Origin of the sequence: Desulfobacter postgatei 2ac9, from assembly GCF_000233695.2 — a bacterium.
Classification (GTDB): Bacteria; Desulfobacterota; Desulfobacteria; order Desulfobacterales; family Desulfobacteraceae; genus Desulfobacter; species Desulfobacter postgatei.
On sequence record NZ_CM001488.1, the window covers coordinates 1,393,507 to 1,411,496 of the forward strand.

Consider the following 17,990-nt stretch of genomic DNA (forward strand, 5'->3'; position numbering starts at 1 on the left):
GGTTTTCGGTCAGGCGCAAAATATTCAGGTACAAGTCAAGAATTTTAAATTTAACCCATAGATAGAATGGCGTCGCCCAAGGCTTTGCCACCGTCATCTTCTTTAGGTTCATTGAACATACAGGTTAAAATAAGCACGTCTTCATTTCTTTCAGTTGTGATTTTATATGGCTGTTTATGAAAAAGGCTGATCATACTTTTGTTATGTGAAGAAATATAGGCGGTCAGTCCTTTAATACCGTTGTCAATGGCCGCCTGATTGATTTTTTTCTGTAAGATCGTGGCAATTCCCATACCCTGGTATTCTTTTGATACGGAATAGGCAACTTCGGCCATGTTAGTGTTGGTGTTTCTGAAATATTCGCCCACGGCAATAACTTTTTCAAATCCCAGTTCGCCTATCGTAGCCACGATGGTCTGGTCATTGATATAATCAATGTCATAGGTGGTCTCAATTTGATCATAGGCAAAATTTCTTTTCTCATGAAAGAACCTGGAAACGATATCTCCACGATTCATAGTGTAATAATGTTCCTGGATAAAGCGCTCATCCACCGGCTTTGCCGGTCTGAAGGTAATGGGAATATTTTTTATAATAATGGTTTCCTCATATTTAAACGGATAGATTCCTTTATTGGCCTGATTAAATTTGCGTTTACTGTCAACCAGACCCATTTCTTTGGCTGCGGCAAACAATTCATCCCTGAAATCCGGATGGGCAATGGAGACCAGGGCCATGACCCGTTCCTGAAGTGTTTTGCCGAAAAGATTCACCAGTCCGTATTCTGTCGCCACAAACCGGACATCTCCCCTTGGTACCACCACGGCGTGTTCTGCTAAACGGGGCACTATCCGGCTTTTTTGCCCGTGATCCATGGTAGATGTCATCATGAGGATGGATTTTCCGCCTTTGGACATGGCCGCCCCCCGGGTAAAATCAAGCAGACCATTAATCCCTGTGTAATTGTTCAACGGCAGGGCATCGGCTGCGACCTGGCCGGTGAGATCAATGGCCATGGCCGTGTTCAGGGTGACCATTTTATTGTGGCGACCAATGATTCCCGGATTGTTGACATAATCCGAGGGATAAAATTCAATGGAAGGATTATCGTCAAGAAATTCATAAAGCTGCGGGGAGCCTACGGCTGCGCCGGCCACAAGCTTTCCGTTATTAAATCCTTTCTTTTTATTGGTAATCACCCCCATGGAGAAAAGGTGCATGCTTGCATCTGACAGGTATTGTGAATGAATCCCAATATCATTTTTATTTGACAAAGCCGTCTTAATTGCTTCAGTGGTTAAGCTGAGACTTGTCTGGATGGTTGAACCGTCTTCGATGAGACGTGAAATAAGTTTGGCAATAGCAATGCCGGACTCATGTTCAGGGGGCCGCTGGATGGTTAAAAGTGGGTCCTCATGTTCCACAATAAAATCAACATCATTAACATGAATAAAGCTTCTGCCCAGGACCCGGGGCATTTTGGGGTTAACCTGGCATATGACAATATCAGCGGTTTCGCAGGCCGACAGATTAATATCCACGGAAATCCCAAGACTCATCCACCCAAAGTCATCGGGCGGCGTGGCCTGGATCAGGGCTGCATTCAACGGCATGAGACCGGATTTGAACAGGTGCGGGATCTGGGATAGGTTTATCGGCGTAATAAATCGTTGATTTTTTTTTATAATGCTGCAACCGCAGGAACCTAAATAAAAGGATCTGATTTTGAACTGATGGGATGGGGACTCATTAGCGATAAGCGTTAACGGTCCATTTTCAATGTTGAGCAGGCGCACGATTTCAAGATCGATGAATCGTGTGGAGATTTCGGATAACTCTTGGACAAGATGCTGGGGTTCAGCACAGGATGAGCCTATAAATATGCGTTGACCAGGCCGGATATGTTTCAGGGCCTCCTGGGCACTGCAACGTTTTTCTATATAGGAATCCGCCCAGTAAGTGGATTTTGCCATTATCAATCTCCTCGTGTTTATTGTCTGCTTGTAAACGGTTTTTATATTTCTTATATTAACATCATCAATCGAGATCCGAGTGCTATTGCCAGGATCTTTGTACTCTTAATCCGAGATCCGGCCCATTTTGAAATGCCGTTTTAAGAAGAAATCCTTCCCTGTGAATCTCATTGCCGATGATCGCGATCAAATCCTCGGGCCTCAGAATAAAATTTGGATCAGGGTTTGGATTCAGCCGCCCATTGCGGACAACCCCAACAACAGATACGCCGGTTGTTTTACGTATCTGGCTCTGGGCGATGGATCGGTTTGCCAGACAACTTTCCGAAGGCAACCGAATCCATTGTAAATCAAACTGGTGTTCAGCACCGCGCAATTGCGAAAGCGTATGATAACGATCATCCGTATTTAATACATCGGCATATAATTCCTGCCGGATGGTATCCGTAATGCTTTGAATTTCCGTTGGTTGAACTTGTAGATGGAGCAATGCCTGCCGTGTTATTTCTATACTCCCTTCAAACTCAGGAATGGCCACACCTGAAACGCCTAGCGCTTTCATCTCGTTGAAACAATCAGGGTTTGGCGTCCTGGCAACAACGGCTATTTGGTGATTTAGTTGTTTTGCCGTTATAATAATTGACCGGCCCGTTAAAATATCCGGAATGGTTAATATGAGAAGCGATGCTGTTGTGACTCCGGCAGCGTCAAGGACGCCCTCGTGACCGGCATCTCCGTATACAACAGCCATGCCGGCCTCTTTAATTTTTTCAAAACGTCTGTGATCAATTTCAACCACAATAAACGGCAGCGCCACACGGTTTAATGCGCAGGCGATCTGATACCCGACTCTCCCGCCCCCCACAATAATGGCGTGTTTTTTATATCCCGGGTCCGGAATATTTGACGTTTCAAGTTTTTCCTGACCCAACCTGCGTTTTTTAAAGGCATAAACTCTGGCGGTCTGCCCTGAAACCAGGGGCGTGAGAACCATTGACAGGATTGTTGCAGTTAAAACAAGAGAATACAAGTGATTGTCTATGGAGCCGGTCGATACCCCCAGCCTGGCAAGAACAAAAGAAAACTCCCCTATTTGAAAAAGACCCATCCCGACAGCCAATGGGATGACGCTGTGGTAGTTAAAAATCCGTGATATGAATGCAAAAATCAATCCCTTTCCAATACAGACAGCCAGGACAATCCAAATGATTTCTTTGGCATGATTGAATAAAAATAACGGATCAAAGAGCATACCGACGGATGAAAAGAATAACAACCCGAACAGGTCTCTTAAGGAAATAATATCACTTAGTGCCTGGTGTCCGTAATCAGACTCACTTAAAACCATTCCGGCTACAAAAGCACCAAAAGCAAAAGACAGGCCTGACAGATAGGTGAGATAGCCCACGCCTAAACCGATCGCTGTAATGGATAATAAAAACAATTCTCTTGATCCAAGCCTGGCGATATACGACATCATCTTTGGAAGCAGTCGTGTACCCAAAAAAATCATACCCGTAAGAAATCCGCCGGCTTTAATTGCGGCAAAACCGAGCACAGGCAGGCCAACGGTTGGATCATTCAATTGCGGCAGAATAATCATCATCGGGATGACCGCCAGATCCTGGGCAATCAGCATCCCGATCATCACTTTGCTTGACAGGGTCCCCAGCCATCCCTGATTCATTAATGTTTTTAAAAGCACCATGGTGCTTGAAAGAGAAATCAAGGCCCCTAACCAAAGCGACGGCTTCCATGGCAGACCCAGCAGGGTTCCAATTCCGAAGCCAAGTCCAATGGTGAGAAAAATTTGAATCGGGGTCCCAATCAGTGCGATTTTTTTCACCGGTTTCAGGTCTTTAAGTGAGAACTCAAGCCCCAAGGCAAACAGCAAAAGCGCAATGCCGATCTCGGCAAGCAGTTCAATTTCGTGAAGGCCTGAGACTGTTAAGCCCCCTGTATGCGGTCCCAGAACGACACCCGCCAGGATATAACCCAGAATAAGGGGCTGTCCCATTCTTTGCATAATTAAACCACAAAAAAATGCAGCGACTACGAGGAGAATTATATCTGTTGCTATGCCCATGTCTTTTTATAATTTAATATGAATCAGTGAATTCCGGACGGCTTTGTTTTAAATCCAGATTTTTATTATCAAAACAACTTACGCCCCAGCACCTCTCTAAAAGAGCTTCTAACCGCTCTAAATCAAATGATCTGGGTAAAAATTTTGACGCTAAGCAATGAATGCAATTTAAAAATTTTTCTAATGTCGCTGTTATGTAAAACCAAAACAGTGGTGTCGAATTCGGCCTTTGCAGACGTGGAGCGCGGAGAATCATCCATCAAGGACCCCTCCCCTAAGAAATCATATTTCCCAAAAGAGGTGATGGTTTTCTTCTCACCGTATGGGGTAGTCACAAAAAGCACTACATCTCCTTGATATATAAGAAAAATGCTGTCCGGCTGGGTGTTCTGCTGAAACAAAAAGTCACCCTTTTCGAATATACGGATCTCACTTATACTAGCCAGAGATTCAAGTTCGTCACGACTGAGGTTTTTGAAAAGAGTAACTTTTTCTAAAAAGTTAATTTGATCCATCCTCGAAATCATTCCATATTCTCCTGATTTTATGTTTTTACCATTGTACCTGTACCGGATAACATTAACTGTACAATATGAATTCAACCGATTAATTTATATATCCCCTAAAAGTTGCAGTGATATCTTGAAATACTTTTAAATTAAATGGGTTGCATAATTTTAAATTCATCAATTTTCTGATAAAACTTCAACAAATACAGTCGATTGTGATAGGGTTTCATTGTTTAGGTATCAAACTGTCCGGCGGTTTCAGGTTGGAAATGAATTTCAACAAATCTTATTTGTCTATGCCCTGAAGGTGCTGCCCATTCGATGGATTCGCCGACCCGGTGCCCTAAAACAGCCGTTCCAATGGGAGCCAGGATAGAGATTTTATTACCATCAATATCGGCATGTTCCGGAAAGACAAGGGTATATGTCTCTGTTTTATTTGTCGCCTCATTCTCAATAGTAAAGGTTGAGTTCATAGTAATAATTGTCCCGGGAATATACTCAGGGGGAACAACGATACAGTTTAATATTTTTTTTTGCAGGGCTTCCAGATTTTTATTATCAAAACAACTTACGTCCCAGCACCTCTCTAAAAGAGCTTCTAACCGCTCTAAATCAAATTCGGTTATTAAGAATTCCTTTTCCATTTCAATTTCCTTGTATTACACGCTATTTCTTGATTCAAATGGTTCAGTAGTTTCAAATTTTCTGATTTTATGCTTTCTGCCTTTCCCGGGCTGAATCGTCGTGCCACAAAATTTGCATTTTACAGATTGACGCCTTTTGCTGAAGGCCACAATTTGAACAGTTAAACACTTTGGGCACGACACTCGTTTAAGAGGCACACTGGTCCCTATGCTTCCAGTCAGAAAAAATGAACTCATTTATACGCCCTCCTGATCGAACAATCCCGGTTTTTCTCCAGGCAAAAACATCGCCTCGGCTCTTTTGAGTTGTTTAACATCATTCAAGGATGCCGCAGTATCATTGAAGACATATTCCAAGGCATACTCTTCGCAAAACCAAACAGGTTCTTTTTTCTTTTTATAATAAAAACAGTGATGAATATTCGTACAATTGATGCAAAGATCCATTTGTTCATTTTTTAAAATCATATTGCCACCTTCATAATATTTTCGTGTTCCTTGAAACTTTATATGGTTCAAACAGTCATCCGATTGGCTCTTTTCCAGGAACTGATGGCGATTCTCTTCTTTTTAGACCCAGAGAAGAGTTTCCGTCTGACTCAATGAGCCGGTTGCAATTGGGACAGGTCATTCTCAATGTTTTAACGTTCCCCTTAAACAGCTGTTTTTGGCAATACGGGCAAAAATACCAAGTTGATATATTCTCGGCTGATTCCATATCCTTTAAATGCATCTTGTTCATGGTCTCCATATTAATGATCATTATTCGCCTGACACGCTCCTTGTCCTAAAAATCTAAGTGTGTGCCAATCAAACCGTTGCAGCAACCTTTTGGATCTGTTCATATGTAACGTCCAACACATCATGGAAAATCGGCGGTACCGGCGAAGACAATAATGCCGATACCTCGTGGTTCGCCTCATTGATGCACACCCGGACAAGGTTCTTGTTGAGCTCTTTGTTCTCCATAATCACCGAAACCAGCGTTGATAAAACCTCGGTCGCCATAATGCGGATGTTATAGTAAAGATCATCCCGTTTAATCAGCTGGACGATCTGTTTTACCGTCTCAATGGAAGGCTTTCTTAATGTCACGGCAGCCTCAACAGCAGCTTCACGCAGTCGCCAGTTTTTGTCATAACGAAGTAGCCGGATTAACTCATCCTGATGATCGTCCAGGCTTCCCGAATCTCTCAAACGGTGCAGCGTGTCCAGCGCATACCCCCAGTCCATTAGATTTCCAAAAATGTGATCTTTCATCATCCCTCCAGTTAAAAAACAGACTGACTATCAGCCTCCCGGATTTTCTGCATTAACGGCCATGGGCCGACCTGGTCTATCAGCACCAAGATTCAACTCACAACGAAACATGAAAGTAATTCAATAAATTATTTTAAATTTCATATAAAAACGCTGCCTATTGTTCTGGTTATGGTAAGAGCAAAGAGTGTACCAAGATCTGGATTCTATTTAAAACATTGAAAGTACAAGGTTTTATGATTAATGCGAATTTGAAAACCGTTGCATCGGTGTCGCAGAATGCAACACCGATGCAAATTGCACCAAAAGGTGTGTAATTGACTTTAGATGAGTGGACTTTCCTTCATTACCGGTGGATTGCCCTGATAATTTTATGACTCCCCAACGTTGGGGTAATCATTAAATTTTGAATCGTTTCATAATCCGATAAAGCGTAGAGCGATTGATACCCAGAATTTTGGAGGCCTCGGTTTTATTACCTCCGGTGGATTCCAGCACTTCCTCAATGTGCGTTCTGTTCATCTGATCCAATGAATTGATATTCCTGCGAGGGGGTCTTGAGACAGAGTGTCTGAAAATGCTGGGAAGGCTTTCTACTGTTAACGCAGGGGTTTCTTCGAATAAAGTAGCTCTTTCGATAATGTTTTCTAACTCTCTCACATTTCCGGGCCAATTGTATTTTTCCATCAATTTTAAGGCATCGTAGGATATTTGATCAATCTGCTTGTTGTTCTGGGCAGCATAACGTCTCAAAAAATAAAAGGCCAACAGCGCAATGTCCTCAATGCGTTCACGCAATGGCGGTAAACTGATGGTGACAACATTAAGTCTATAGTACAAATCTTCTCTGAAGCGACCTTTTTCGACCATATCCTCAAGATTTCTATTAGTGGCAGCGATAATTCGAACCTGAACGATCTTCCGTTCAAATGATCCTACTGGTCGGATTTCTCCACTCTCAATAGCTCTTAGAAGGGTTTGTTGAAGCCCTTTGCCAATATCCCCGATTTCATCAAGGAACAAGGTGCCCCCGTTGGCAGCCTCAAAAAAACCCTGCTTATCCGATATCGCTCCGGTATATGCGCCTTTAACATGTCCGAATAATTCACTGCTCATCAAATTTTCATTGATTGCGGCACAATTGACCGGGATGTAGGGTTTTGCTGCCCTGTCTCCATTATAATGTATGGCCTTTGCCACCAGTTCTTTTCCGGTACCGGTTTCGCCACAAATCAGTACTGTGCTTTTGGAATCTTTTACATGGTGGATAGTTTTAAAAACCGCCATCATTGAGGGGCTGTTCCCTATGATATTATCAAAGGAATATTCCTGTTTTAACTGACGTTTTAAATGGATATTATCGATGAGCAGGGATTTTTTCTCCAACGTCTTTTTGACTACAACTTTGAGTTCTTCCATATCAAAGGGTTTCAGAATATAATCTTCAGCCCCTTCTTTCATGGCAGAAACGGCTGTATCTACTGTGCCATATGCTGTGATCATGATAAACATGATACCAGCATCGTATTTTTTTGCTGCTTTTAAAACCTGCTTACCGTCAATGCCAGGCAGTTTTAAATCTGAAATCACCAGATCAAATGAATGCTGCTTGATCTGTTTCAGGGCTTGTTCTCCGGACTTTGTGGAATATACATCGTACCCCATTTTTTTAATGACATGTACCAAGCCTCTGTTTAAAGTCACATCATCTTCCACGATTAATATTTTAAACGGAACCACACTCATATTTTTCTAGCCCCCAGTTGGAAGTTCAAGGGTGAAATTTGTCCCAGGTTTGCTCGCATCGTCCTGGGTTGCACTGACCACCTTTAAATCACCGCCCAGTTTCCTTGCCATTTCATAACTGATAAAAAGTCCCAAGCCCGTTCCCTCCCCCGGCTTTTTGGTTGAATAGAACGGATTAAATATATTTGACATATCCTCCTGGCAGATACCGATACCGGAATCTGTCACCTCAATTTTTACCAGTTTCAAGACTGGAATATAGCGGGTGCTCAATGTAAGAACGCCGCCATCAGGCATGGCCTCGATGGCGTTTGCCACAAGATTCGTAATGATGGACTGCAGGGTGCTGGGATCTGCCAAAACATCTGGGATATCAGGCCTTAAAGTCATTTCAACATGAATATTTTTTGCGTCACAGTAAAGCAAAGCTTTGCATAATCGTTCCATTGCGCCTCAAACCCCAATTATAGGTAAAACAATGACACGAGTAGAACGGTGATTGCCAAGCTCAGTAACTGCAGGGGGATGCCCACTCTGACAAAATCCATGAATGTGTAGCCACCCGGCTCCTGTACGAGGATATTAACAGGCGAAGCAATCGGGGTTGCAAATGCCGCAGAACAGGCAATGGCCAGGGTCATGGCAAAGGCCTGCGGAGAAACATGCAGTTGCGCAGATGCCTCCAGCACAATTGGAGCGAGCAGCACTGCGGTGGCCGTGTTGGAGAGAAAAAGTGAGAGTGTCGAAGCCACCAGGAACACAATAGCGAGCATGAGTACCGGTCCAACACCGCTGAGGGTGGTAACCAGAGTCTCAGCAATCACCTGAGATGCTCCGGTTTTATCCAGGGCTGTCGCTAAAGGCAGCAGGCCAGCGATGAGGAAAATTGCCTGCCAATTGATGACTCGGTAAATTGCTTCCAGGCTGATACAACGTGTGAGAATGAGAGTCATGGCTGCGAGGGCGGCAGCCGTCACCGGCGGGAAGACCCCCTTAGTCATGGTAACCACCATCAAAGTAAGAATGATAAGCATGAGTGGTGCCCGGCGGTACTTGTACATGGCCAGTTGATATTCTTCAGGTAAGGTCAGTACAAGGAATTCATCGACAAATTTGCGTAGGCGAATGATAGCCTGCCAATCTGTACAGATAAGCAACACATCACCAAAAGCGAGAGGCATTTGCTCGATGGCATTGACGATTGGCTGCCCCTGCCGACGGATGCCAACGACTAGGCAATTGTATCTGTTTTGAAATTCCAGCTCCTTGAGATTCTTGCCAAGCAGCGGCGAATCAGGAGTCAGCATGATTTCAGCAATTCCGATAGTCCGTAAAAACTGCTTTTGCTTAGCCTCACTGACAACTGGTGACAAGGGAGTAAGACCACCATAATTAGAAAAGCGTTGAGCGTCCTCTGGTTCCCCAACTAATACGATGACATCGCCTGGATCAAAGATGGAATCTGGGCGCGGTTTTTCTATCTTCCAGGTTCCATCATGTAATTTTTCAAAGGCGATCAGTTTCAGGTTATATTTTTGAGTGAGTGGAATTCTGGCTACGGAACGATCGATGATTGGCGATTCGTTCTGTACGCGGAATCTGAAAAAACGTTTTTCCATACTATACGCCGTAATCAGATCCAGCACGGATCGTTGTTTTCTGCCGCTTGGAACATCGGTTTTCGGCGCCAGTATTCCTCTACCGAATACGGCCATGAACAGAATGCCCACCACAAGCGTGGCGACACCAAATGGCGTAAAGCTGAAAAAAGAAAGTGGCTCAAGGTCGTGGCTCCTCAGAACCTTGTTGATGACCAGGTTGGGGGTGGTGGCGACCAGTGTCATCATGCCGCTAATCAGGGCTCCAACCGAGAGTGGCATGAGGAGTCTTTTTCGGTTGAGGTTGACCTTAACCGCCACTGCCATGACTACCGGAATAAATATGGCGGCTGTCGCCGTCGAACTCATAAAGGAACCAGTCAAGCCGACGATCAGCATAATGAGGATCATTAGAAATAGTTCATTGTTTCCGCCTCGGCGAATAATAAAATCGCCGAGGCGCTGGGCAATTCCTGTATGGACAATCGCTTCACTGATGATGAACATCGAGACAATGATGATGACGACTGGGTCCGAGAAACCGGCCAGGGACTGCTCTATGGTAAGCACACCAGAAACCATGAAGACAAGGATAACCAGCATGGCAACAAGATCGCTGCGCACCCAGTTGGTAACAAAAAAAATCACCGCAAGGGAAAGGGTTATTGTGACGACAAGCAGTTCACTGTGCATGATAATTCAGTTTTCTCCATTATTTTTTTTTTTGTCGAGATCTCCAGCCACCCCGTGGTGAAAAGGTCGGCCTGAGTATGTTGCTCATATCTCTGGCCGGTTCGATGACGTAAAAAATTTTTTTGTCAAACTCGTTGATCACAGGCAGCATCCACTTTAGGTGTCGCCGACCACAGGCGATATACAGCTCCAAAACTGGGCCATTCATGCCGTAGCCCTTAAAGATAGTCACTGGTTGTCCCATGCTGCGGATTTTATCGGCGATTGCCTGTCCATTGGTGACAGCAAAAACTTTGAGGATGATCTTGCCAAAGGCCAACTTACGTTCAACGAGGATTCCTGTAACATTTCCACAGGCATACCCCAGGGAGTAAAACATAACCAAAATCGGTGACTGATCGATCTGCTTGATTATGGTGCTGATGGCAGTTATCCAGATGGTTATCTCAATTACGGCCAGAAAAAAGGCGACGACAGCTCGACCTTGGACCGTAACAATAGTACGAACAGTGCCTAAAGAGACATCGACAACACGGGCAGAGAAAATAAAGAGCCCGGTAAGCAGAATTTCTGAATCAAAAAGAAAAAGCATGATGTGAACCTCCTAATTTCAAATTGGTGGATATCATGGTGCCTTCATCATCCTGATGGCTTCCCTCACCATTTGAGAACTATAGCCCCATTCATTGTCATACCAGCTCATGATCTTCAACAGATCGCCACCCACCACCTGGGTCATGGTCGGATCGACAATCGATGCACGCGAATCTCTGATAATATCCGAAGAAACGATCGGATCTTCGGATACGCCGACAACCCCCCGATAGCGATCACTTTTGGATTCTTCCATAAAAATGGAGTTGATTTCTTCGGGGTTCGTTTTACGTTCGGTCAAAAATACAAGATCAGCCAGAGAGCCGACGGGAATCGGGCCACGCACCGCGACACCATCGAATTTCCCGCTGTATTGGGGAAGTACTTTAGTTGTGGCCTTTGCAGCTCCTGTGGTGGTCGGCACAAAATTAACGGCTGCCGCCCTGCCACGCCGCCACTTATTTCTTGGTCCGTCGACGATGCTCTGACTGGAGGTGTAAGCATGAATAGTGGTCATGATCGCTTTTTTGATCCCAATTCTTCTACCGATGATTTCGACCACCGGTGCAATGCAGTTGGTCGTGCAGCTCGCACACGAGATCAATTCCGGATTGCCTTCCGGTCGATTGACGGCGTGGACCACCGATACAACTTCGCCCGTTTTTTCAGGGGACGAGAGTATCACATGCCTGGCACCCGCCTGCAGGTGCTTCTGCAATCCTTCTTTTTCCCGAAATATCCCTGTACACTCAAATACAATATCAACTCCAAGCTCGCCCCAGGGAAGTTGCGCGGGATCCTTTTCATTGAATAGAGGGTATTTTTTATCCGCAATTACAAGGTTATCCTCTCCGACTTTTACTTGCCTTTCGTAGCGGCCGTAGACCGAATCATATTTCAGCAAATAAGCGAGATTATCCGGTGAAAGCAAGTCGTTCATCCCCACAAGCTCAAGTTTCGGATTCTCCAGTAAGATCTTGAGTGTGGCCCTGCCGATTCTTCCCAATCCATTGATAGCAACTTTATACATATTCTCACTCCTTTTTGTGTTCCGTTATTGACAACATTACCCTAAAGGGCGCTGAATCCAAAAATCTAACGAGAAGGATAAAGGCGTCCTTTAAGGGGGAGAACATCTGAGCGCGACTTAGAGGAGCGCTTCAGGCGATTCGGGCAGAACTTGTCCCCCATCAACGATTATGGTTTGACCGGTGATGAAACTGGCTTCTTTTGATGCCAGAAAACATACCGCGTGGCCAATATCTTCGGGCTTACCTAAACTGTGGGTCGGGATACTGTGTTTCATTTCCTCGAGATAAGCCTCGCCCTGTGCTGCCAGGCCTTCCGTTAAAATATTGCCGGGCATTACTGCGTTTACGGTAATCCCTTCACGCGCACATTCCAAAGCAACACTGCGCATAAAACCTAACTGGCCTGCCTTACTTGCGCCATAATGACTCCAGCCCGGATAACCGGTGATTGCGCCGGTTATGGAAGATGTAATGACAATGCGTCCGTAGCCATTTTTGCGCATGGCAGCCAAGGCGGCCTGGACAACAAAGAAAGTACCTTTCAAGTTGACGTTTTGGGTTTGATCCCATTCGGCTTCAGTCATTTTTGTTAAGGTTGCCTGCGGAAATATACCGGTATTGGAACATACGATCTCCAGCTTGCCAAAATCTTTAATCACCGCATCGATCACGTTCCGACATGCTTCTCGGGAAGTAACATCCAGGGCTTTAAAGGAACAGCCAAGCTTCTGTGCCGTGGCCGCACCCTGTTGTTGATCAATATCGGCAATAATAACTTTTGCGCCGGCTTTACAGAGCGTTTGTGAAATGCCCTTACCAATTCCTTTAGCGCCACCCGTCACCAATGCAACCTGACCTGTTAACTTAAACATAGGACCTCCTGTATTTAATAGTAGCAACAATCTTTTTACTTTGCCTCATCAGCAAGATAAGCAAATTTACGAAAACTAAGCTTTTGTAAAACGATCTTTTTCCATACGCATCAGTTCTCCTTTTTATTGCACTGAGCACAATCAGGTGCGCACAATTTCCTTACGTTTGGGAAACTTAATTCCCCCATCCGGTACTCGCTGCAGTGTAAGCGCCACCGGGAAGGGCTTGACCTGCCAGATTTTTCGGCAATACTCGGTAATGGAACGATCCGAGGAGAATTTACCTATGCGGGCCGCATTAAGAATAGCCATTCTGGTCCATCGCTGCGGATCCTGAAAAACCTCTCCCACCTGCTGCTGGCAATCGACATAGGCCTGGTAATCGGCGAGTACCATAAATGGATCATGCTTGAGCAGGGAATCGATCACCGGCCGGAACAGCTCCCGATCACCATGGGAGAAATGGCCGGTAGCAATCAGATTGATGGCAGCATGCAATTCCTTATTTTCGTTATAGATATCCTGTGGATTATAGCCAGCCGCTCGTCGGGCCTCAACCTCTCCCACGTTCATGCCGAATAAAAAGAAATTTTCTGCCCCGACCTCCTCCCGGATCTCTACGTTGGCACCATCCAGGGTACCGACAGTCAAGGCCCCATTCATGGCAAACTTCATATTGCCGGTACCCGAGGCCTCCTTGCCGGCAAGAGAGATCTGTTCACTCAAATCGGCCATTGGATAGACGATATGGCCGATCTGCACGTTATAGTTAGGGATGAACAGGATCTGCAGACGCTTATTGACGGCGGGGTCGCCGTTGACCACCTCGGCCACCGAGTTGATCAACTTTATGATGAGCTTGGCCATGAAATAACTTGGCGCGGCCTTCCCCCCGAAAATAAAAAGACGAGGCGGGATATCCAGCTCGGGATTATTCTTCAGGCGTTGGTATAAGGTGACGATGTGCAGCAGGTTAAGATGTTGTCGTTTATACTCATGGATTCGTTTGACCTGGACGTCAAACAGGGCCTGGGGATTATAATTCGGTCCCTGTTTGCAAGCGAACATGGTGCAGATATCCTGTTTGTTGGCGAATTTGATCTGTTGCCATTTCTCGCAGAATGCGGAATCCTCGGCAAGCGGCTCCAGCGCCTGGAGTTTTTTCAGATCGGTAATCCATTCTTCCCCGATGGCCGATCTGATCAGTTGGCTCAGACGCGGATTGCTCACCACCATCCACCGACGCGGGGTCACTCCGTTGGTAATGTTGATCAGTTTGTCCGGCCACAATCGGTGAAAATCGACCAGGGTGTGTTCCTTGAGCAGCTTGGTGTGCAGTTGGGCAACTCCGTTGATCGCATGGCCGCCGACGCAGGCGAGATTGGCCATACGCACATAGCGCTCTCCTGTTTCGTCGATGATCGACATCCGTCGTACCACGTCAACATCGCCGGGATATTCGAGACGGACCAGATCGAGAAAACGGCGGTTGATTTCATAAATAATCTCCAGGTGTCGGGGCAGCAGTCCGGCCAGCATCGCCACCGGCCATTTCTCCAGGGCCTCGGGGAGCAGGGTGTGGTTGGTATAGGCGAAGGTGTGCGTGACTATCTCCCATGCAGAGTCCCAATCATAGTGGTGGACATCGACTAAAAGACGCATAAACTCAGGCACCGCGATAGCCGGGTGAGTATCGTTGAGCTGGACGGCAAATTTGTCGGAAAAATTGTCCAGATTTTCAAACTGAAACAGATGGATACGAATCATATCCTGCATCGAGCAAGAGACAAAGAAATACTGCTGGTAGAGACGGAGTGCCTTACCGTGGGACTGTTCATCGTTGGGATAGAGGACCTTGCTAATTGTCTCGGCCAGCATCTTTTCATGTACCGCGCCCAAATAGTCACCGACATTAAATTCGGCAAAATCAAAGCTCTTAGGTGCCTCGGCACTCCACAGGCGGAGCATATTGACGGTATTGACCCGATAGCCAAGGATCGGTGTATCGTAGGGGATACCTTTAACCAGTTTTCCCGGGACCCAGCGGACCCGTAATTTACCGTGGTCATCCTTGTACTGTTCGGTGTATCCGCCCGAGCCGACCTCAACAGCCATATCCGCTTTTTTAAACTCCCAGGGGTTGCCCGGCTGCAACCAGCGATCGCTCAACTCCTTCTGCCAGCCGTTGTCAAACGCCTGATCAAACATCCCGAACTCATAACGGATACCATAACCAATGGCGGGAATCTCCAGGCTGGCCAGGGAATCCAGATAGCAGGCCGCAAGCCTGCCCAGGCCGCCGTTGCCCAGGCCGGGTTCTTCCTCATGGTCAATGATCTGCTGCAGGTCAAGGCCGGATTCCGCCGCTGCCTGAGCTACCTGGTCATAGATGCCCAGATTGATCAAATTATTATGCAGATGGGGGCCCATCAAAAACTCGGCCGACAGATAACTGACTATCTTGCTGTCTTTTTGCTGAAATGCCCTAATCGTATTGATAAACAGCTGTTGCATCCGGTCTCGTACCGTATAGCTGACCGCCAGATAGTAGTCGTTCAGTGATGCGTTTTGCGTCCAGACGCCCAGTTGATAGAAGAGCTTGTAGGCAAAGCCGCGTTTCAGTTTTTTTATGGTTTTCCGTTCATTGGTTTGACTGTTGCCGTAGTTGGCTTTTTTTTTGGTCATTACATCCTCCAAAGATTGTCAGGGGTTATTCATCAATATGCTGTCATTGTCTCAATTTTTAGATATAAAATCTCTCACACCATGGTAGTAAATCTTGCATTGTTGATATATTCACTTATGCCGCCGAGGAAAAATTCAACGCCGATTGCTACCAAAAAAAAGGCCATCATTCTCGTCAGCACATCTATGCCCGACTTTCCCATAAATCTACTTATTTTTGCTGATGATCGGAGTACCGCCCAGCAGGCAAAAACGGTAAGTATTATTCCAAGGGCAACTACACAATAACCAATGAGCATTTCCTTAGTCGAGTGAGCACTCGACACTCTGTCGGACATCGACAACACGACACTTATTGAACCGGGGCCGCTCAATAGAGGCATTGCCAATGGGGTAAACGCGATATTCTCGTTTTCCGAAGGTAAATGAACCTCATTCGTCCGGTTGGTATCCGGGAAGAGCATTTTTATTCCTGTGACAATAATTATAAGCCCACCTGCAATTCGTAATCCGGGAATGCTTATGTTGAAAAAACCCAGAATAAGGGCACCGACACACAGGAATAACAAAAGAATAATAGCCATATATATTGAGGCCTTGGCGGCTATTCGATTACGTTCTTTTTTACTGTTATTTATAGTCAATGCCAGAAAAACAGGTGCAGTACTAAATGGATTAGCGATGGGAAAAATGCCGGTAAAGACTAGAATTACATAGCTTATCAGTTCAAAAAAATAGTCACCCATAAAATATTGTCCTTTGAAGTCATTTTTTATCCAATATAAACAAAGACACTGAGCCTGCTTTATGTTTTTTTGGGTGCGTTGCTCTTGTGTCTGAGCGTGTTCAATCCTTTTTCAAAGTGGGGCCTTTGTCCCCGAGGCCGCTTGTCAGCAGTGTCATTTTTTTCTGCTCTATTTGTTGGAGTTGTTTGACCGCTTTTTCGTGTTCTTTTTCAGCCTTTTTCACCTTTGACATCAAAGCGCCGCAAGTACCTTTACCAATTTCATAGATGACGTGAAAACAGTCTGGAGAATGATGGACCTTCAGACATTTCAGGGCTTGACAGATCAGGCTGCGTCCTTCATCACTGCTAATTTGAATTACCTCAACCGGTAATTTCTCAAGCGCCTCGCTAACCGCCTCATTCCAGGTTTTTGCCTTTCGATTCATGGCCTATTTTTCTACAAGGATAAAATTTGATACCGGTTCAACAGCGACAAGACAGACATCCGGATGAAAGGTCTCATCTTCACAAAGCGTAATCTTTTTATAGGCATTTTCTGAGCAAATCTTTGATCCTCGTCTTCCCCAAACTGGATAGTTTTTTTATCCAATTGTGCAGATATCCTGCGTTGAGCCGAATAAGATGACGCAACAAAAGAGGAAAGGCCTGATCTGTTTAAAAATTGCTGACATTGTAAATGCTTGCAGTTCCTGCTTTTGTAAACGACACATGAGCCAACGTCATCAACCAGTGCAAAAAAGGAATCCCGACAGGGTGTTCAAAGAATTCGATTAAAACAGGGTCGGCATCGATATTATTTTTTCTGGCAATCCAATGCCGCAGGGTTGATCGGGCAACACCGGTCTTTTGTGCAAAAGCACGCTGACTAACAATATCTGGTAGAGGAGCCGGTCACCCGGCTCCCCCCCATTTGGAACCCATCGTGCCCTATTTAGGCAATGGGCTCGAGATATAATCATTCACCTGTCTGTCTGGTTTAGAAAAGGGTATGATAAATCCTAACTTTCGGCGGAGGATACGCTTCAAGAAACAACTTGAATTTCTCCCAGTTAAAGGATTTACGCTGACTTCGCCTATTTAACCATTTAAACATTATCAGAACAGCATGATTTCGAAATTGGCTCAAGCATTTGCCATTGTTGGACACCCCATAATATCGGATGTGTCCCCTCATCTTGCTGCAGAATCTTCGCCATATTTCCTTGAGATCAAAACGGTCTTTTACGCTACGAGCCCATGCCCCGATTTTCTTGAGTTTACTTCTAAAGCGTTTTCCGCAAGTTTTCAGTTTCGGAACGATGAACCCCTTTCGAGCCTTACCAAGATAAAAGGTAAAACCCAAAAAATCGAAGGTACCCTGCTTTTTACCACTTCTCATTTCCTGCTTTGAGAACGATACCAACTTTGTTTTGAGTTCGTTCAGCTTCAGTCCAAATCTTTCGAGGCGTTTACCAAGGGCTTGTGTTATCCGATTTGCATCATATTCAAACTGGCAGCAGATCACCACGTCATCACAATAGCGGAACAATTCCACCCTTCCGTCACAAT

17 protein-coding genes are annotated in these 17,990 nt (G+C 45.4%); all 17 read right to left on the reverse strand.

Annotation, left to right across the window (positions count from 1 at the left end; translation table 11 throughout):
• Positions 1 to 50: 50 nt before the first annotated feature.
• Entirely contained in the window at positions 51 to 1,973 is a 1,923-nt protein-coding gene (locus DESPODRAFT_RS06415) for a bifunctional acetyl-CoA hydrolase/transferase family protein/GNAT family N-acetyltransferase (protein ID WP_004072308.1), read from the reverse strand.
• Between the two features lie 82 nt (positions 1,974 to 2,055).
• The gene (locus tag DESPODRAFT_RS06420) at positions 2,056 to 4,059 is read right to left on the reverse strand and encodes a monovalent cation:proton antiporter family protein (RefSeq protein WP_004072309.1); all 2,004 of its coding nucleotides are present in this window, start codon (positions 4,057 to 4,059) and stop codon (positions 2,056 to 2,058) included.
• Between the two features lie 122 nt (positions 4,060 to 4,181).
• Positions 4,182 to 4,574 (reverse strand): cyclic nucleotide-binding domain-containing protein, encoded by a 393-nt coding sequence (locus tag DESPODRAFT_RS06425; RefSeq protein WP_172635718.1) that lies wholly within the window; start codon positions 4,572 to 4,574, stop codon positions 4,182 to 4,184.
• A 227-nt stretch (positions 4,575 to 4,801) separates the two neighbouring features.
• Positions 4,802 to 5,215: a nucleoside diphosphate kinase regulator gene (rnk, locus tag DESPODRAFT_RS06430; RefSeq protein ID WP_004072311.1), complete on the reverse strand. Its 414-nt coding sequence runs from the start codon at positions 5,213 to 5,215 to the stop codon at positions 4,802 to 4,804.
• A 15-nt stretch (positions 5,216 to 5,230) separates the two neighbouring features.
• Positions 5,231 to 5,452: a 30S ribosomal protein S27ae gene (locus DESPODRAFT_RS19330; protein ID WP_004072312.1), complete on the reverse strand. Its 222-nt coding sequence runs from the start codon at positions 5,450 to 5,452 to the stop codon at positions 5,231 to 5,233.
• Positions 5,453 to 5,683, reverse strand: a complete 231-nt coding sequence (locus DESPODRAFT_RS06435) for a hypothetical protein (RefSeq protein ID WP_004072313.1) — start codon at positions 5,681 to 5,683, stop codon at positions 5,453 to 5,455.
• 342 nt (positions 5,684 to 6,025) lie between these two features.
• On the reverse strand, positions 6,026 to 6,478 hold the full coding sequence (locus DESPODRAFT_RS06445; RefSeq protein WP_157488431.1) for a HEAT repeat domain-containing protein: 453 nt from the start codon (positions 6,476 to 6,478) through the stop codon (positions 6,026 to 6,028).
• Positions 6,479 to 6,874: 396 nt separating this feature from the next.
• Positions 6,875 to 8,221 (reverse strand): sigma-54-dependent transcriptional regulator, encoded by a 1,347-nt coding sequence (locus DESPODRAFT_RS06450; RefSeq protein WP_004072315.1) that lies wholly within the window; start codon positions 8,219 to 8,221, stop codon positions 6,875 to 6,877.
• 6 nt (positions 8,222 to 8,227) lie between these two features.
• Complete coding sequence (locus DESPODRAFT_RS06455) at positions 8,228 to 8,668, reverse strand: sensor histidine kinase (protein ID WP_040015872.1); 441 nt, start codon at positions 8,666 to 8,668, stop codon at positions 8,228 to 8,230.
• 17 nt (positions 8,669 to 8,685) lie between these two features.
• Entirely contained in the window at positions 8,686 to 10,512 is a 1,827-nt protein-coding gene (locus DESPODRAFT_RS06460; RefSeq protein ID WP_004072316.1) for an SLC13 family permease, read from the reverse strand.
• Between the two features lie 19 nt (positions 10,513 to 10,531).
• Complete coding sequence (locus DESPODRAFT_RS06465) at positions 10,532 to 11,104, reverse strand: DUF2179 domain-containing protein (protein WP_004072317.1); 573 nt, start codon at positions 11,102 to 11,104, stop codon at positions 10,532 to 10,534.
• A gap of 33 nt (positions 11,105 to 11,137) precedes the next feature.
• Positions 11,138 to 12,136, reverse strand: coding sequence for a type I glyceraldehyde-3-phosphate dehydrogenase (gene gap / locus DESPODRAFT_RS06470; RefSeq protein ID WP_004072318.1), 999 nt, complete (start codon positions 12,134 to 12,136; stop codon positions 11,138 to 11,140).
• A 117-nt stretch (positions 12,137 to 12,253) separates the two neighbouring features.
• Positions 12,254 to 13,009, reverse strand: coding sequence for a 3-oxoacyl-ACP reductase FabG (gene fabG, locus DESPODRAFT_RS06475; protein WP_004072319.1), 756 nt, complete (start codon positions 13,007 to 13,009; stop codon positions 12,254 to 12,256).
• Positions 13,010 to 13,150: 141 nt separating this feature from the next.
• Positions 13,151 to 15,694 carry a glycogen/starch/alpha-glucan phosphorylase gene (locus DESPODRAFT_RS06480; RefSeq protein WP_004072320.1) on the reverse strand — a complete coding sequence of 848 codons (2,544 nt, stop codon included), beginning with the start codon at positions 15,692 to 15,694 and terminating at the stop codon, positions 13,151 to 13,153.
• Between the two features lie 74 nt (positions 15,695 to 15,768).
• Entirely contained in the window at positions 15,769 to 16,440 is a 672-nt protein-coding gene (locus tag DESPODRAFT_RS06485; protein WP_004072321.1) for a MarC family NAAT transporter, read from the reverse strand.
• Between the two features lie 100 nt (positions 16,441 to 16,540).
• Positions 16,541 to 16,867, reverse strand: coding sequence for a hypothetical protein (locus tag DESPODRAFT_RS06490; RefSeq protein WP_004072322.1), 327 nt, complete (start codon positions 16,865 to 16,867; stop codon positions 16,541 to 16,543).
• A gap of 551 nt (positions 16,868 to 17,418) precedes the next feature.
• Positions 17,419 to 17,990: reverse transcriptase domain-containing protein (locus DESPODRAFT_RS06495; RefSeq protein ID WP_004072323.1), on the reverse strand; the 572-nt coding region annotated here is incomplete at its 5' end.